Genomic DNA, 15,335 nt, shown 5'->3' with positions numbered 1-15,335 from the left:
ACCATGGAACTGATCGACATCGACAAGGAATACCTGTTCGGGACCCTGACATCACTGCTCAACATCCCCAGCCCCGCCGGATACACCGATCAGGTCGTGCACTTCGTGGGACAGGAACTGCAGCGACTTGAGATCCCTTTTATCGTGACCCGCAGAGGCGCCATCCGCGCCACCCTGTCCGGCGGCCGGGAAACCTTTCTCCGTGCCGTCTCCGTCCATCTCGACACCCTGGGCGCCATGGTGCGAGATCTCAAAGACAATGGGCGATTGACCTTGTCGCCCATCGGTACATGGTCGAGCCGATTTGCCGAAGGGGCCCGTGTGACGATCTTTACCGAGAAAGGGCCCTTTCGCGGCACGGTGCTGCCGCTGAAGGCCTCCGGCCACACCTTCGGCGATGAGGTGGACCGTGTGCCGGTGAGTTGGAACCACATCGAGGTGCGCATCGATCATCGGAGTCGATCCCAGAAGGATCTCATCGACGCCGGATTCAACGTGGGCGATTTCGTTTCCTTTGACAGCACCCCTGAAATCACCCCCAACGGCTTCCTGAACGCCAGGCACCTGGACGACAAGGCCGGAGTTGCTCTGGTACTCGCCGCCGTTCAAGCCCTTCGAAAATACGACGTGGCTATCCCCGTTCCGGCGCATCTGCTTCTCACCATTTCCGAGGAAGTCGGCGTCGGCGCATCCGCGGTATTGTGCGGCGACGTTGCCGAGATGGTCGTCGTCGACAATGCTACGGTGGCGCCGGGTCAAAACTCATGGGAATTCGGCGTGACCATCGGCATGATGGACGCGGCCGGTCCTTTTGACTATCACCTCACCCGAAAGCTGATCGGACTTTGCCGGGACAACGGCATCGAATACAGCCGTGACGTATTTCGACACTACCGCAGCGATTCCGCATCGGCCATCGAGGCCGGAAACGATACCCGGACCGCGTTGGTCGGGTTCGGAGTGGACGGCTCCCATGGATATGAACGGACCCATGAATCCTCCCTTATATCCGTGGCGCAGCTGATCGGCCTCTACCTCCAGAGCCCGCCGACATTTGCCCGCGACAAGGACGGGGTGTCGACGTTAAACGGTTTCCCCCACCAGCCGAAGCGAGACATCATCCAGATCGAGGTCTGAAATCCCGTGAACCGTCGCAACCGGCCCCGTATGGCCCGCCCCGACGGGAAGCCGCCCCATGATCGCGAACAGAGCCTATCGGCGAACACCCCGGTTTCATGGATTGAAGGCGTTCACCATAGATCATGGAGCGCGTCAAGAGAAGATGTAAGGATGTCCGGTATCGGGATCATTTGACACGAACTGAAAATTATGAAAAATTGAGCCAACCCGATTTTCAGGGCCTATCAACATCACGAAAATCGAGTTGAGCGACAAAGAAGACGCCGGCGACCGCCGCCGAACGGCGATTTCATAGATCGGCTGCCGGTCTCGCGGGAGAAGGGGAAGAAATTCATGTTTGATATAGCGGTGGCATGTCTGGTGCTCACGGCCGTCCTGGCGTATTTCAACCACAGGTTCATCGGACTGCCGACTACCATCGGCGTCATGACCATCGCCCTGGTCCTGTCGCTCGTCATTGTCGGCCTGGACCGGCTGGGCATCAGTGCCCTGCACGATTATGAGGTCTCTTTTCTCGCCGCCATCGATTTTTCAGACGTGCTGATGGAGGGAATGCTCTCTCTCCTCCTGTTCGCCGGAGCACTCCACGTCGACCTCGGCAGTCTGAGCGAATTCAGGTGGTCAGTTGGACTTTTGGCAATAGCAGGCACGGTTTCCTCAGCGGCGATAATCGGATTCGGACTGTGGCACCTCCTGCCCCTGACGGGCATCCCTCTGCCCCTCCCCTACTGTCTGATCTTCGGCGCGCTCATCTCCCCTACCGACCCGGTTGCAGTCATGGGGATTATGAAATCGGCGGGAGCCCCGAAAAATCTCGAGGTTGTCATCATGGGAGAATCCCTGTTCAACGACGGTATCGGCGTTGTCCTGTTTTCCATTCTCCTGGGCTTTCTCGCCGGAAATACACCGCCAACCCTGACGGATGGAATACTCCTTATCATTCGGGAGGCCGGCGGAGGCATCCTTTTCGGATTAACCTTGGGATCGCTCACCTATATTATGCTGAAGAGTATCGACAACTACCAAGTCGAAGTGCTGATCACCCTCGCCGCGGTGATGGGCGGCTACGCCCTGGCCAGTCGGCTTCATGTCTCGGGACCCCTGGCGATGGTGGTTACGGGGCTTTTCATCGGTAACCACGGCCGTCGGCTGGCAATGTCGGACAGGACGAGAGAGAACCTCGACACCTTCTGGGAGTTGATCGATGAAATACTCAACATGCTGCTGTTCATGCTGATCGGGCTGGAGGTGATTCTCATTTCCTTCTCGGTCAACCTACTGATCGCAATACAGATCGTCATCGTGCTGACGCTCCTCGCACGCCTTTTCACCGTGGGAATGCCGACAGGTCTCTTCGGCGAGCAGTTCCGCCTGCCCCGCGGATCCTGGAAGGTCCTCACTTGGGGCGGACTTCGGGGCGGAATATCGGTGGCGCTGGCACTCTCCCTGCCGCACGGTCCGGCTCGGGAAGTGGTGCTGGCACTAACCTATTCGGTAGTAATCTTTTCAATTCTCGGCCAGGGGCTTACCATCGGCTCCCTTGCCCGAAAGGTTGTTCCAGCCCATCGGGCAGGCTGAAAATTCCTTCGGGATACAGACCACTGCAGAGCATCATACAGGACGACCCTTTGTGCAAGAGAATCCGGAGAAGGCGATCCGATCCCGGTGTTCCGGGGAAAACCCCACGGCGCAATCCTCATCTCTGCTTGCGGGTTCCGCCTTAACAAAATGTTAACGTTTCAGGTTTTCCTAACACATTTCTAACAATAGGCAGATAAGGATACCGCGTTCTTTTTTCAATGGCGGCGGCTTTAAGCATGTCTTCTGAAGATGCAGAAAAAGTCGGACTCGCCCCGTCGGACCCATTTTTCAGAAAACGAGGAATTAATGGAGCTCTATCTTTTCGCCCTGATCGTCCTGTTTGCCATCGCGGTCGCAGACCTGATCGTCGGAGTCAGCAATGACGCCGTCAACTTTCTCAATTCATCCGTGGGATCCCGTGTGGCCCCCAGAACCACTATCATGATCATCGCGAGCCTGGGAATTCTGGCCGGGGTAACCTTTTCCAGCGGCATGATGGAGGTCGCCCGAAAAGGGATCTTTCACCCCCAGTATTTTCTCATGCCTGAGTTGATTACCATTTTTATCGCCGTCATGATTACCGACATTCTGCTGCTGGATCTCTTCAACACCTTCGGCATGCCGACATCCACCACCGTCTCCATCGTGTTCGAGCTGCTCGGCGCGGCCATCGCCGTATCCATTTTCAAAATCTCACAGAACGGACAAGCCTTGTTGAGCCTGGGCGATTACATCAACACCGGCAAAGCGCTAGCCATAATCTCCGGCATTCTGCTGTCGGTGGGCATTGCCTTTGTTTGCGGGGTCGCGGCCCAATTCACGACGCGGCTGATCTTCACCTTCGACTTCGCACCCCGGCTCCGCCGCTACGGCGGACTCTGGGGCGGCATGGCGCTCTCCATGATCACCTACTTCATTCTGATCAAAGGCGCCAAAGGCGCTTCTTTCATGACCGCCGACGCCGTTGCCTGGATCAACACCCACACATGGACGATCCTGGGCGCGGGTTTCATATTTTTCACGATCTTGTTCCAAGTGGTTATCCTGACGACCCGGATCAATATCCTCAAGCCCATCGTGCTGGCCGGCACCTTCGCTCTCGCCATGGCCTTCGCCGCCAACGACCTTGTCAATTTCATCGGGGTCCCGTTGGCCGGCTTTCACGCCTTCACACTGGCCAAGGCCACCGCCGCCCCCCTCACAACGCCCATGGCGGCGCTCCAAGCCAAGGTACATACCAGCACCCTATTTTTGCTGGGTGCGGGCGCCATTATGGTCGTCACCCTATGGCTGTCCCGAAAAGCCCGCACCGTTACACAAACCGAGATAAGATTGGGTCGACAGGAGGAGGGGCTCGAGCGCTTTGATTCGTCCCATCTCTCCCGGGTCATGGTCCGCATGGTCACAGGTCTTTTCGAAGGCGGCCGGAAACTCTGCCCCATCGCCGTGCGCCGATGGATGCGGGACCGGCTGGACGCCGAAGATTATCTGCCCGCGCCGGGTTACGACGGCAAAACCCCCGAATTCGACCTGCTGCGCGCCAGCGTCAACCTGATGGTGGCCAGTGCGCTCATCTCCTGGGCTACCAGCATGAAGCTTCCGCTTTCCACCACCTACGTGACCTTCATGGTGGCCATGGGCACCTCACTGGCCGATCAGGCCTGGGGCCTGGAGAGCGCCGTCTATCGGGTCACCGGCGTGCTCGCGGTTATCGGCGGATGGTTCTTCACCGCTCTCATGGCCTTTACCGTGTCTCTGGTCTTCGCTTTTGCCCTCGCCTATCTTGACGGCATCGCCCTTGTCGGCCTCCTGGCCTTGGTGGCTTTCATTATTTTCCGAAATTTCAAGATCCACGCCACCAGGGAAAAGGCGGATCGGGAGATCCAACGCCTCGACCTGAAACGGGTTACGGACATCCATTTCGCCGTTCGTACCTGTTTTGAACACAGCGGCGGCTTTTTGGAAAAGGTTTCAGGCGATATTTCCACCTGTTTTGACGGAATTCTCGCCCAGGACCGTAAACGACTGAAACAACTGCGCCACGAAACCAGCAAGCTCCAGAGGTGGTCCAACATCATCGTGGCCAACATCTTCAAGACCCTTCGGCTGACCCAGCAAGCAGACCTGCGAGATGCGGGCAAATACGCCAGTGTCATTCTGGCGCTCCAGGAAATCACCGAAAGCATGCGGGACCTGATCCTGAGATGCCACGTCCATACGGCCAACCAGCATTCCGGCCTCCTGCCGTCCCAAAAGGAGGAACTGTCCGATGTCCGGCGCCATGCGGAGGCCCTGCTCCGGGATGCCGCCGACATGCTGCTCGCCCGGAAGGCCTTCGTCTACAGGGAGATAGCGGCTCATTACGTCAACCTGAAAGAGACATTGGACGACCTGGACCGAAAACAGATCGAGCGTATTCGCAGCGGAGCATCCAAGACGCGCCTCTCCATCCTGTTTTATGGGATCAACAACGCCGTGCTCAAGATCAGCGAACAGGTACTCCACCTGCTCACCATTTTTGACAAGACGCTCACATTGAAGGAAAATGCAGAGGTCGACGCCGGAAATGGGCCTTCACCCGCCGGCCAGGCATGAGACCCCGGCAGACCGTTCCTCCGATGACGGCGGGCTTACTCGAGGCAGTCCGGAACCTCCTGGATCGACGGTCACCGAAAATCGATGACGAGGAGATCTCCTTACGCATGGGGGCCTATCATGCGCTCAACTTTTTTCTCAAGCACCCGGACCTCCTCGAGGGCACCATTGCCTTGAGCAGGCTGCACCGCCTGGACCGTTTCGAATTTGGCATATGCCCCGAAGAGCTTCCGGCGGTTTCTTTCAGATGAACTGTTTCCTTGAACATCTCTGCACATAAACACAAGGAGAATCATGCCATGAATCCCAAAATCTTCCTGATGGTGGTTATCGTACTTTTCGGTTTCGAAATCCCGAATGTCCAGGCAAAAACAGGAGACGTGCCGCTGGAGCGGATCCGGATGCCCGAGGGTTTTCATATCCAGGTCTTCGCCGATGATATCCCCGATGCCCGGTCGATGGTGCTGGCCCCGGGCCGCACCCTGTTTGTCGGCACGCGCAGGGCCGGAAAGGTGTATGCCGTTCGCGACACCGACGGGAATTTCAAGGCCGACGAGATTCTCACCGTCGCTTCCGGCCTGAACTCTCCAAACGGCGTGGCAATTCACAACGGCGACCTCTATGTGGCGGAAATCCACAGGGTCATCAAGTTCCCGGATATCGAACGGAACCTCGACCGGATTCCCTCCCCCGTCGTCGTGCGGAACGACTTTCCAAAGGACCGCAGCCATGGATGGAAATTCATCGCTTTCGGTCCCGACGGCATGCTCTATGTCCCGGTCGGTGCACCCTGCAATATCTGCCGAAGCCGAGACCCACGGTATGCCGCTCTTCACCGCATGAGGCCCGACGGCACAGGCCTGAAAATCTTTGCCGAAGGCATTCGCAACACCGTGGGATTCGACTGGCATCCGGAGACCGGAGAGCTTTGGTTCACGGACAACGGCCGAGATCGCATGGGAGACGATATCCCTCCGGACGAACTCAATCACGCGCCCCGAAAAGGGCTTCATTTCGGCTACCCCTTCCAACACGGCAAAAATATTCCGGATCCGGAATACGGCGGGATCACCCCCCCGCGTTCGCTCACGCCGCCGGTCCAGGAACTGGGACCTCATGTGGCGGCCCTGGGAATGCGGTTTTACACCGGCAAACAATTCCCGGCGGAATATCGCAATCAGATTCTCATCGCTGAACATGGGTCATGGAACCGAACCGAACCCATCGGCTACCGGATCACCCGGGTGTTTCTGGAGGGCAATCGATCGGCGGAATACGAGGTGTTTGCCGAGGGTTGGCTTCACCAGGGAAGCGTATGGGGACGGCCTGTGGATCTATTGGTTATGCCTGACGGCTCCATTTTGGTCTCGGATGACTACGGCGGAAGAATTTACCGCATCCATTACCGTCCATAAGCCGGCCCGAAAACAAACCTCGTGCGGCCAGACCATCGGTGTTCCGATCGATCGTATTGGAAGCCGTATCTTGTGGGGCACACCGACAAAAAAGCGGAAGGCGGCGCTCGAAACGATACCGGTCTGGGGGAAGACGGCATCCCCGCTGCTCCGGGTTCAGCCTGATCCGTCTCCTCCATCCGTCAATCGATCGACGGCGCCCTCAAATTCCCGGCGGTTGATACCGTAATGATTGAGGCGCTTCAGGAGTTGCTTACCGTTGGCATACCCAATCCCGAGGATACGGCCGATGGTCTCCCGCCGCCGGGCGGCATCCCGGCCCCCGAAAAGACGGTGAACCAAAAGATCTTCACGGGTGAAAGCGTCCGGAGCCGCGTCCACGACGCATTGTGCTTTCGCCAGCGCCTTCCGGATGGTCTCGGGCGTTGCGTTTTCGATCCCGATATCGTTCTTTTTAATTGCATCCCGTCGAACGAGATAGGCGTTCTTGCACCCGGGGACCCGATCGTTGATGCGCTTTCGGATCTGGTCGCCGGGGCGGTCCGGATCCGTCAGGACAATGACACCCTTTCGCTGTCGGGCAAATGCAATCTTCCGGAAGGTTTCCTCGGCAATGCCGTATCCGCTCGTAACGATCACTTCGGCGTCAACCGCCGCCTTTACGGCCCGCTCGTCACCCCTGCCTTCCACCACGATCACTTCTCTTATTTTCACGAAACGCTATTATCTCCTTGACTCAACTTTCGAGTTTCACAGGCCGGCGCCGGTCACCATCATGAAAGTCGAAAGTTGAATCCTTGAAAAGACATTCTTTCAATCAAGGGGTTCCTCAGGGCGACTCAAAATTCTCCCTTTGGTGCATCTCCGGTCTTCAGCCTTTTTCTAAAATTTTTGAGCCGCCGCATCGAGCAACCGTCGAACCGGGTCACTGAACCAGCAATCGATAAAGGCATTGTTTTTGGCGATGTGACACTGCTCATATCGGTCACGAATGGATTCCACCCGGTTCTTCTTGATCTCGATAAAAGCCTTGTGGGGATGGGACGCAATGGCCGTAACCTTTTCGACGGCCCGGGCATCCAGGGTTTCCCGAGCGTGCAATGCATCCACGAGTCCGAATCGGGCCGCGTCGGTTGCCGCCAGAAAATCTCCGCCGTAGATCATCTCCGTGGCCTGACGGTCCCCGACAATCTGCCTCAGAATCAGGTCGGCCAGATAGGGAACGGGCACGCCCAACCGAATCTCATTCAGGCCGAGCTTTTTCTCAGAGACGGCAAAACGGTAATCACAGCCCAGGGCGATAATGGTTCCCCCGGCGACCGCATGTCCGGCGATGGCGCAGCAGGTGGGCATGGGAAGCGTGAAAAGAGCCAACACAACTCGATTGAACGCAACGTAAAACTCGGTAAATTCATCCCGTTCCATCGGGATCAGGGTCGGAAGATCCAACCCCATGGAAAAGAATTTCTCTCCTCCGGCCAGCACCAACCCGCGGAACCTTCGCTCGACGGTTCGAAGCGCTTCCCCGAGATCTTCTACAAGCTCCGGATTGAGGGCATTGGTAACCCCCCCGTTCAATCTCAGCAGTGCGATCTCCCCTTGGCCTTCTATCACGACTTTCTGCACCACAGCCCTCCTTTTCAACATAATGATCCGCCGCCGCAAGCAGCGCACCGGACCGTGTCGATCCGATCCCCGATAAACCGAACTTGAAAACTATCTAATTTTATACCATGGATGATCGATGTCAATCGCTTTCGCTTCTCATTGCGCCGCACGCCGGACGGCCGATAGGCCGGAGAAGGCGGAACGGGGATGACTGCCGCGGACTATTTGCGGCTTTCACCGAGCATGTAACCTCCCAGGGCACCCGCCCCCGCGCCGACCAGGGCGCCAACGCCCGCTTCACCGCCGGCAATGGCCGCGACACCCGCGCCGGCTGCGGCACCCATCAATCCGCCGCTCACAGTTCGCTGCTGAGTCTGGCTCATTCCAGCGCAACCGAGTATGAAAGCCGCAAGTAAGACTATTGAAACATATTTCATGCATCTCATGGTTGCCTCCTTTGGTTTAATGGTCCGTCGTTTAAATCCGACGATCATCCCGAGATAATCGCTTTCGGCTCACGCTCTGCCTATTGCAGGGGACGCCCTCCGATTCCGGTCCTGATATTGGGCCTGATCATTTCATCCCAGATCACTCGGAAAACCGCCGTATCCAGTTTGTCCGGATTGGCGGCGTAAAATCCGTCTATGGTCGTCACGACCTGATTCATATCGGTATCCGCCATCCCTTCGACCACCTTTGCCGAAAAGGTTTCCTGTCTCATCTCCGGCAGTTTATCCATAATGGCCTGTTCGATGGTCACGACCTGACCCGCCCCCCAGATAAATGCTACCTTTTCGTCCTTTGACATCTTCTGCCAGACATCCCCTGTCAGCAGTTTCGCCTCACCCGCGCCCACCGGTGCGGCGATAACAATCCCCATGGCTACGGCCAAAACGATCCATACCATCCGACTGATTCTCATAGACACCTCCTCATACGCTGGATTTGCAGCATCGTCGCCCCCGTTCTTTTGAAACGGGCCCCTGCTTGATGGTTGGAATTCCCTACGATCTGAACAATTGCGGTCGTTTCAACTTAAATTAACCACATCCGCAGCAGGAGTCCAGACCTTCCTGTTCCGCGCATTCCACGTCCATGACGCGGAATGCAGCATCCATACTTGTAAAAATTTTGTAAATTGTGTTGAAAATCTTGCCAATATAAATGATGTACCGCTATATTCTCCGCAACGCTCAACTTAAACCCTCAACTTTCGACTTTCATAGTCCGGTGCCGGCCACTATCATAAAAGTCGAAAGTTGAGTTAAACTGAATAGTGACAAGGAACTTATGACCAACACACTTTTTGCCGACTTCAAAGGTGTCGCTTCTCTTTGCTGCTATGCCTTGAACACCCTGTTCTGGGTCATCCCGATCTTTTTCACGGCTTTTCTGAAGTGGGCCGTCCCCCAGGCGGCCTTCCGAAAAGGGTGCGATCATATTTTAAACGCATGCGCCAACAGTTGGATCGCGCTCAACAACCTCAACCAGAAGATATTCGCCGACATATCACTCCAGGTCTTCGGAATGGAGAATCTCCGTGCCCAAAGTTGGTACCTCGTGGTTTCCAACCACCAGACGTGGATCGATATCCTGATCCTCCAGCGGATTTTCCATCGACGGATCCCGTTTCTTAAATTTTTCCTTAAAAAAGAACTCTTCTGGTTTCCCGTCATGGGCCTGGCCTGGTGGGCCCTCGACTTCCCCTTTATGAAACGCTACACGCAAAGTTTTCTGGAAAAGCATCCCCATCTCAAAGGACGGGATCTCGCGGTTACCCGTAAAGCATGCGAAAAGTTCAAGACGATTCCGGTCTCCGTCATGAATTTTGTCGAGGGAACCCGCTTCACCACGCGAAAGCACGAACAGCAGAAATCGCCTTATTGCAACCTCTTGAAGCCCAGGGCCGGGGGTATCGCCTTCGTGATCGGTGCCATGGGGGAATGTCTCGACAGCCTCATCGACGTGACCATCGCTTATCCCGATGGGGCAAGGAGCTTCTGGGATTTTGTTTGTGGCAAGGTCACCGATGTCCGGATCCATGTCAGAACCTTGACCATAACGCCTGAAATGCGCGGCGACTACTTCAACGACGAGAGCTACCAAAAAGCCTTTCAGACCTGGGTCAACGCACTCTGGGCGCAGAAGGACCTATGCATAGAGGAATTGCTTGCCCTGCCCCCTGCCCAAGGCGTCGAGGCCGGGGCCCTTGGCCCCATGCCGACGTGCAGCCCGTTTCCCAGTCTGAACAAGATGTAGGGGAATTGTCGCAATCGCTATTGCCCTCGGCGGCGCCGGACCGTGACAGGCTCTCCGCCGATGCCCCAGTTGTCGGTATCGATCTCCTCGATCACAACGACGGTCGTCTCGGGGTTTTTTCCCAGGATCTCCGTCAACAGCGTTGTAACCCCTTTGATCAGTCCAGCCTTCTGTTCCGCGGTAACCTCTTCTCGCGTCACCTTGATATTCACGTACGGCATGAAACGCCTCTTTCTGCAGGTTGGATCTTCAACTGTCGACTTTCATGATGGTGACCGGATAGTGGTGCCGGGAGGATACGGCCTATGAAAGTCGACAGTTGAGTTGGATCCATGAACGTCCGGGGGACGTCAGGATTCGCGGTGTTTGTGAGCGACAAAAATCAGCCCGCTGGTGTCAAACCCCATGGATTTCGCCGTTTCGATCAAGTGAGCGGTTTTCTCCTCGGGAAGCTGCGGGTTACGGGCCAATATCCAGAGATAAGACCGGTTCGATCCGCAGACCAATGCATATTCATATGTATATCGGTCCAGATCAATAACGTGATAACCGCCGTAAAACGGCCCGAAAAAGGAAACTTTGAAACTGCCCTCGTCGTTGTCCCCGACAGCATAGGCTCTGCCCCGAGCAATTTTCCATTTTTGGGAGGACACATCGAATCCGCGGTTCAGAACATCAATGCCGCCGTCGTTCCTAAGGCTGTAGGTGGCGGACACGTCCGTCAGATTCCGCTCGAACCAATGATCCAGCCGGGCGATCTCGTACCAGACGCCCAGGTATCGTTCAGCATCGAACGCCTTCACCGGCCGAATCTCCTCGGGCGGCCCCACACATCCCAAAAGGAGCCCCAAAACCACGGCCGCTCCGCATTTAATCCATGTTTCAGTCCCGCCGCACTTTCTTTTCAAAGCGCTCCTCTTTCCGTATTGTTTTTGCCCGAAAATCATCATCCGGAATCAGTGCCGACATCGATTTTCATTTCAGCAAAACATACGCCAGGATCGACACCTTTTCAAGCATTCTCATACCCTGTTATAGTTCAGGGCGAATTCTTCTTGTACCCCGCCGTCAGATGACCTATAATCTTATGCGGTTGCAGAGAGGATCCCTGCGCACGCAGATCCCAAACCGGTACAAGACGCAGACGGCATCGCCGTCGGCAACTGTGAAGCACCGTTGATCTTCGGAACAACTATTTATAATGGTTAAGAATCGTAAGGAGGCTCCCCATGGACCAACCCATTCAGAATTTCTGGGAGATTCGCATCGGTGATGTAAAGGAAGCCCTGGAGGCCAATCATTTCGAAGTCTTCACAGCTTCAAACCTTGAAGGCGCCAGGAACATCGTCATGGAAGACATCCTGCCCAAATCAAAGCCGACCTCCATCTCCTGGGGCGGCTCCATGACCTTCACGGCTTCGGGAATCTATGAAGCGATCGTTGACACTCGGGAGATCACCATCATCGACACCACGGACAAGGATGTACCTCACGCTGAAAAAATAGAGCGCAGGCGCCACTCGCTGCTGGTGGATCTCTTTTTCACGGGAACCAACGCCGTGACGGAAGACGGACAACTCGTCAATCTCGATATGATCGGCAACCGTATCGGCGGTCTTACCTTCGGCCCCAAAGAGGTGGTGGTTCTCGTCGGACGGAATAAAATCGTGCCCGACGTCGAAGAGGCTATGCTCCGTATCAAAAATTATGTTGCACCCATCAATGCCATGCGACTCGACATGAAGACGCCCTGCGTCAAAACCGGACGGTGCGAGGACTGCAAGAGTTCCAGCCGCATCTGCAACACCTGGACCATCACGGAAAAATCCTTCCCTAAAGGCCGTGTCAAGATCATTCTGATCAATGAGGATTTGGGGCTGTAAACGGCGTGCATGTGCGCCGATCTGTCTCCCGGAAAAGTGATTGCGTCACTGCGCCGTCGTCATCAGTTCAAGGACCGGCACGCGACAGATGCCTGTCCGGCGCCATTTTTAAGGTGAAAGATTTCCCGTAAAAATGCAGAAACAGCTTACATTTGATTTTCCGAAACGATCGTGTTTTTTTTCGGGACGGCCAATGCTGCAGCTCAAGATTTACTTTCCCCACATCCCCAAACCTATCTCAGGTATTACCGACCAGTGTCGCCTGCCCCTGACGACAGGATGTATCCTCATGACGCCCACCCTGCCGACTTTTGATCGTTCCTCGGTGTCACCATCACCATTGCAAAACAAAGAAAGCCGGCATCAGCCGGCTCTCTTTGATGATCTCGGATCGGGCCGACATCCATCTGAACAAGATGCTATTCCCCGCCGTTGATCCGTTCCCTCAATCGCCCGGAACATTTGAAGGTGACCACCCGCCTGGGCGCCAACATCATGGCGTCTCCGGTCGCCGGATTCCGCCCCTTTCGCTGGGCTTTCTCTCTGACCTGAAACTTCCCGAAACCCGAAATCAGAATGTCTTCCCCTTTTTCCATGGTATCTTTCATGATCGTGAGCAGCGTCTCCACCACTTCCGAACTTTTGCTTTTGGTAAAACCGGCAGAGCCTAATTCTTCCTGAAGTTTTTCGATGATCGTGGCCTTTGTGAGTGTCATAACTTCCGTCTTCTCCAAATGGTTAGGTTGCCTGTTAGTTTCAACATCTGCATCGTGCCTGAATTTGACATATGCAGAGAATGCAGTACGCAACTGATTCGAGTGCCGTTTATGTTTATTTAAAATAACTTATACTTACATAGATTCTTTTTGTCAAAGGCTAAATCGGGCTATTTGAGGGGCAGCCTGGAAATTCTCAGGATCGAGACCTGTAGTTCACGCGCATGGATTCTCGATTGCGCTTCCGGACGGAGGGTGGTATTGAAAAAAAGAAACAACAACTTTTTTGACGATCCAAAAGGGAAGCACATCATGATGTACCACTGGATCATGGACAGCCCGGTGGGTGGGCTTCTGCTGGAGGGATACGACGATCGCTTGCATTTCATTCACTTTGACGCATCCCCACCCCCGATTCCCCACCTCGGGAGCAAACAGGCAGAATCCCCCTTCAGAGAGGCCATTCGTCAGCTCTCCGCCTATTTCTCGGGTGAGTTGAAAACATTTTCCCTGGATATCCATCTTGAGGGAACGCCTTTTCAATTGAAAGTTTGGCAGGCACTCCGGGAAATTCCTTACGGCAGAACGGCCTCCTATGGCGACATTGCCCGCCGCATCGACAACCCCAGAGCCTCCAGGGCCGTAGGCGGCGCCAACCATCGAAACCCCCTGCCCATTGTCATTCCCTGCCACCGGGTGATCGGGGCCGACGGTCGACTGGTGGGATTTGGCGGGGGCATCACCGTCAAGGAAAGCCTTTTGAATCTGGAGAAGGCCTATCTGAAGGGACAAAACCGGGCATAAGGTCTCTACGCCCCCCAACCTGTCGGGCGATATCGTCACCCTTTTCCAGGGATACTGTGGTGCGAGAGGCGTTTGTCGAGGTCACCGTCCTTATCGGTGATTCCCTCGGCGATCACCAGGCGTTCGCCGCGGCGGATACCGTCCTCGAGAACGGACATCTCCCGCCGGACGGGGTTTTTGTGGATCTTTCGCACCGAAGGATATCGATACCGCATATAGGCATCCAGTCGGCAATCCTTCAGCTCGACCAACGCATGGGATGTCGCCGCTTGACTCTCGCCGTTTTGTCGAGATGCCAGTTTGGATTTAAAGCCCCGAACCACCCCCACGGCAAAATCGGTCTTTCGGCAACGCCCCCGGGTTATCCTGTTTTGCCGCCGATACGAATCCCATTCGCAGTCGATGAAACGACACACGTAATCGTAGACATAACCGGCGATCCGAACATTCCGGAGCGTGCCGCTGATCTCCAGTACCCGCCCCATCTTTTCCTTTTCCACGACATAGGCCGGGACCCAGAGTCCTTGAACAAAATAGAATTCCTGAAGCAAAAAGGCCAGCTCATAGGATTCCCTGAAATGGCGAAGGGCCGGAGCACCGATGAAGATGCTCACGAAGTCCCTTTGCGTTTTCCGGGTGAGTTGATCAATATGGTGCTTTCGCATCAGCTCATGGGCTTTGAACATTGCGGCCTCGGCTTCGTGCCGGTTGTGACTGCCGGCCAGCGCCATGAGCTTCTGAACACGGAGAAGAATCCTGTCCTCCGCGTTAAGGGTATCCCGCGCAAGACGTTCATGAAGCGTCTCGTAACGCCCGGAAGCCTTGGGGTTTGCGCGAAGCAGTCGACATGCCTCCTGAAAGGTCGGCCCGTGGGGCGGTTCGGCGGGGTTCGGATACAGAGCCTGACCGGCCAACTGGTGGGCCATTTCGTGGTGTAGGACTTCCCGGACGCTGTCCCACGGATGGTTCAAAACAAGATCTCTGCCCAGAACGATCTCTCCGTGGGTTTCAGACCAATAGCCCAGCCGGCTTGTCAGGGTTTCAAGCCGAAACAGGGGTTTTTTCAATCGGTTTCGGTATATTTCCGCCAGCCCCCAGGAGGCGCACTCCCATTCGCAGGCCAGACCGTGGAGGATGCTTCGCTCAAGGGCCGCCGAAAGCCCACCGGCCCCTCCGTCCACACCTGCGACACTCCCCATGCCCATTTAATATCCTTCTGATTTAATCGATTTTTAATGTCTTTTTTGCATCGGCCTAACCTTTGTCCGGTATACACTCCTGCCTGACATAAAGGTCGGGTGATGAAGCCCTGCCGTATTTGACGAACGTCTATA

The 15,335-nt window shown here is 55.6% G+C and carries 17 protein-coding genes; 9 read left to right on the top strand and 8 right to left on the bottom strand.

Features of this window, described 5'->3' with window-relative positions; translation table 11 throughout:
* The first annotated feature begins 3 nt into the window (after nt 1–3).
* The 5 genes from dmul_RS07215 to dmul_RS07195 all read left to right on the top strand — a co-directional run bounded on the left by dmul_RS07215 (nt 4) and on the right by dmul_RS07195 (nt 6,731).
* A complete protein-coding gene (locus dmul_RS07215; RefSeq protein WP_020876005.1) occupies nt 4–1,137 on the top strand; it encodes an osmoprotectant NAGGN system M42 family peptidase in 1,134 nt (377 codons plus the stop codon).
* Nucleotides 1,138–1,473: 336 nt separating this feature from the next.
* Nucleotides 1,474–2,718 carry a cation:proton antiporter gene (locus dmul_RS07210; protein WP_020876006.1) on the top strand — a complete coding sequence of 415 codons (1,245 nt, stop codon included), beginning with the start codon at nt 1,474–1,476 and terminating at the stop codon, nt 2,716–2,718.
* Nucleotides 2,719–3,027: 309 nt separating this feature from the next.
* On the top strand, nt 3,028–5,316 hold the full coding sequence (locus dmul_RS07205) for an inorganic phosphate transporter (protein ID WP_020876007.1): 2,289 nt from the start codon (nt 3,028–3,030) through the stop codon (nt 5,314–5,316).
* A gap of 23 nt (nt 5,317–5,339) precedes the next feature.
* Nucleotides 5,340–5,567, top strand: a complete 228-nt coding sequence (locus dmul_RS20600) for a hypothetical protein (RefSeq protein ID WP_174376642.1) — start codon at nt 5,340–5,342, stop codon at nt 5,565–5,567.
* Between the two features lie 48 nt (nt 5,568–5,615).
* The gene (locus dmul_RS07195; protein ID WP_020876009.1) at nt 5,616–6,731 is read left to right on the top strand and encodes a PQQ-dependent sugar dehydrogenase; all 1,116 of its coding nucleotides are present in this window, start codon (nt 5,616–5,618) and stop codon (nt 6,729–6,731) included.
* 156 nt (nt 6,732–6,887) lie between these two features.
* On the opposite strand, the gene rnmV is transcribed toward dmul_RS07195, so the two are convergent.
* The 4 genes from rnmV to dmul_RS07175 all read right to left on the bottom strand — a co-directional run bounded on the left by rnmV (nt 6,888) and on the right by dmul_RS07175 (nt 9,261).
* Nucleotides 6,888–7,445: a ribonuclease M5 gene (gene rnmV / locus dmul_RS07190; RefSeq protein WP_020876010.1), complete on the bottom strand. Its 558-nt coding sequence runs from the start codon at nt 7,443–7,445 to the stop codon at nt 6,888–6,890.
* A 168-nt stretch (nt 7,446–7,613) separates the two neighbouring features.
* Nucleotides 7,614–8,357, bottom strand: coding sequence for an enoyl-CoA hydratase/isomerase family protein (locus dmul_RS07185; RefSeq protein ID WP_020876011.1), 744 nt, complete (start codon nt 8,355–8,357; stop codon nt 7,614–7,616).
* Between the two features lie 203 nt (nt 8,358–8,560).
* Nucleotides 8,561–8,722 (bottom strand): YMGG-like glycine zipper-containing protein, encoded by a 162-nt coding sequence (locus tag dmul_RS07180; RefSeq protein ID WP_159449731.1) that lies wholly within the window; start codon nt 8,720–8,722, stop codon nt 8,561–8,563.
* 143 nt (nt 8,723–8,865) lie between these two features.
* Nucleotides 8,866–9,261 carry a hypothetical protein gene (locus tag dmul_RS07175; RefSeq protein WP_020876013.1) on the bottom strand — a complete coding sequence of 132 codons (396 nt, stop codon included), beginning with the start codon at nt 9,259–9,261 and terminating at the stop codon, nt 8,866–8,868.
* Nucleotides 9,262–9,629: 368 nt separating this feature from the next.
* On the opposite strand from dmul_RS07175, the gene dmul_RS07170 reads away from it, so the two are divergent.
* Nucleotides 9,630–10,598, top strand: a complete 969-nt coding sequence (locus tag dmul_RS07170; RefSeq protein ID WP_020876014.1) for an acyltransferase — start codon at nt 9,630–9,632, stop codon at nt 10,596–10,598.
* Between the two features lie 17 nt (nt 10,599–10,615).
* On the opposite strand, the gene dmul_RS07165 is transcribed toward dmul_RS07170, so the two are convergent.
* Both dmul_RS07165 and dmul_RS07160 read right to left on the bottom strand, forming a co-directional pair.
* Nucleotides 10,616–10,819, bottom strand: coding sequence for a tautomerase family protein (locus dmul_RS07165; protein ID WP_020876015.1), 204 nt, complete (start codon nt 10,817–10,819; stop codon nt 10,616–10,618).
* Between the two features lie 129 nt (nt 10,820–10,948).
* Nucleotides 10,949–11,506, bottom strand: coding sequence for a lipocalin family protein (locus dmul_RS07160; RefSeq protein WP_020876016.1), 558 nt, complete (start codon nt 11,504–11,506; stop codon nt 10,949–10,951).
* A 321-nt stretch (nt 11,507–11,827) separates the two neighbouring features.
* On the opposite strand from dmul_RS07160, the gene dmul_RS07155 reads away from it, so the two are divergent.
* Nucleotides 11,828–12,481: a lactate utilization protein gene (locus dmul_RS07155; RefSeq protein ID WP_020876017.1), complete on the top strand. Its 654-nt coding sequence runs from the start codon at nt 11,828–11,830 to the stop codon at nt 12,479–12,481.
* A gap of 193 nt (nt 12,482–12,674) precedes the next feature.
* Nucleotides 12,675–12,917, top strand: a complete 243-nt coding sequence (locus dmul_RS20170) for a hypothetical protein (protein WP_144016520.1) — start codon at nt 12,675–12,677, stop codon at nt 12,915–12,917.
* On the opposite strand, the gene dmul_RS07150 is transcribed toward dmul_RS20170, so the two are convergent.
* Nucleotides 12,901–13,197, bottom strand: a complete 297-nt coding sequence (locus dmul_RS07150; protein ID WP_020876018.1) for an integration host factor subunit alpha — start codon at nt 13,195–13,197, stop codon at nt 12,901–12,903. The genes dmul_RS20170 and dmul_RS07150 overlap by 17 nt on opposite strands.
* A gap of 261 nt (nt 13,198–13,458) precedes the next feature.
* Between dmul_RS07150 and dmul_RS07145 the strand changes: the two genes are divergently transcribed.
* Nucleotides 13,459–14,001 carry a methylated-DNA--[protein]-cysteine S-methyltransferase gene (locus dmul_RS07145; protein ID WP_234979167.1) on the top strand — a complete coding sequence of 181 codons (543 nt, stop codon included), beginning with the start codon at nt 13,459–13,461 and terminating at the stop codon, nt 13,999–14,001.
* Between the two features lie 35 nt (nt 14,002–14,036).
* Here the strand turns inward: dmul_RS07145 and dmul_RS07140 are convergent, their stop codons facing one another.
* The gene (locus dmul_RS07140) at nt 14,037–15,200 is read right to left on the bottom strand and encodes a DUF2786 domain-containing protein (RefSeq protein WP_144016519.1); all 1,164 of its coding nucleotides are present in this window, start codon (nt 15,198–15,200) and stop codon (nt 14,037–14,039) included.
* Nucleotides 15,201–15,335: the final 135 nt, after the last annotated feature.

It is taken from the genome of Desulfococcus multivorans (assembly GCF_001854245.1).
Classification (GTDB): domain Bacteria; phylum Desulfobacterota; class Desulfobacteria; order Desulfobacterales; family Desulfococcaceae; genus Desulfococcus; species Desulfococcus multivorans.
Note: the sequence above shows the minus strand (reverse complement) of the source record. Positions and strands in the feature narration are given on the sequence as shown.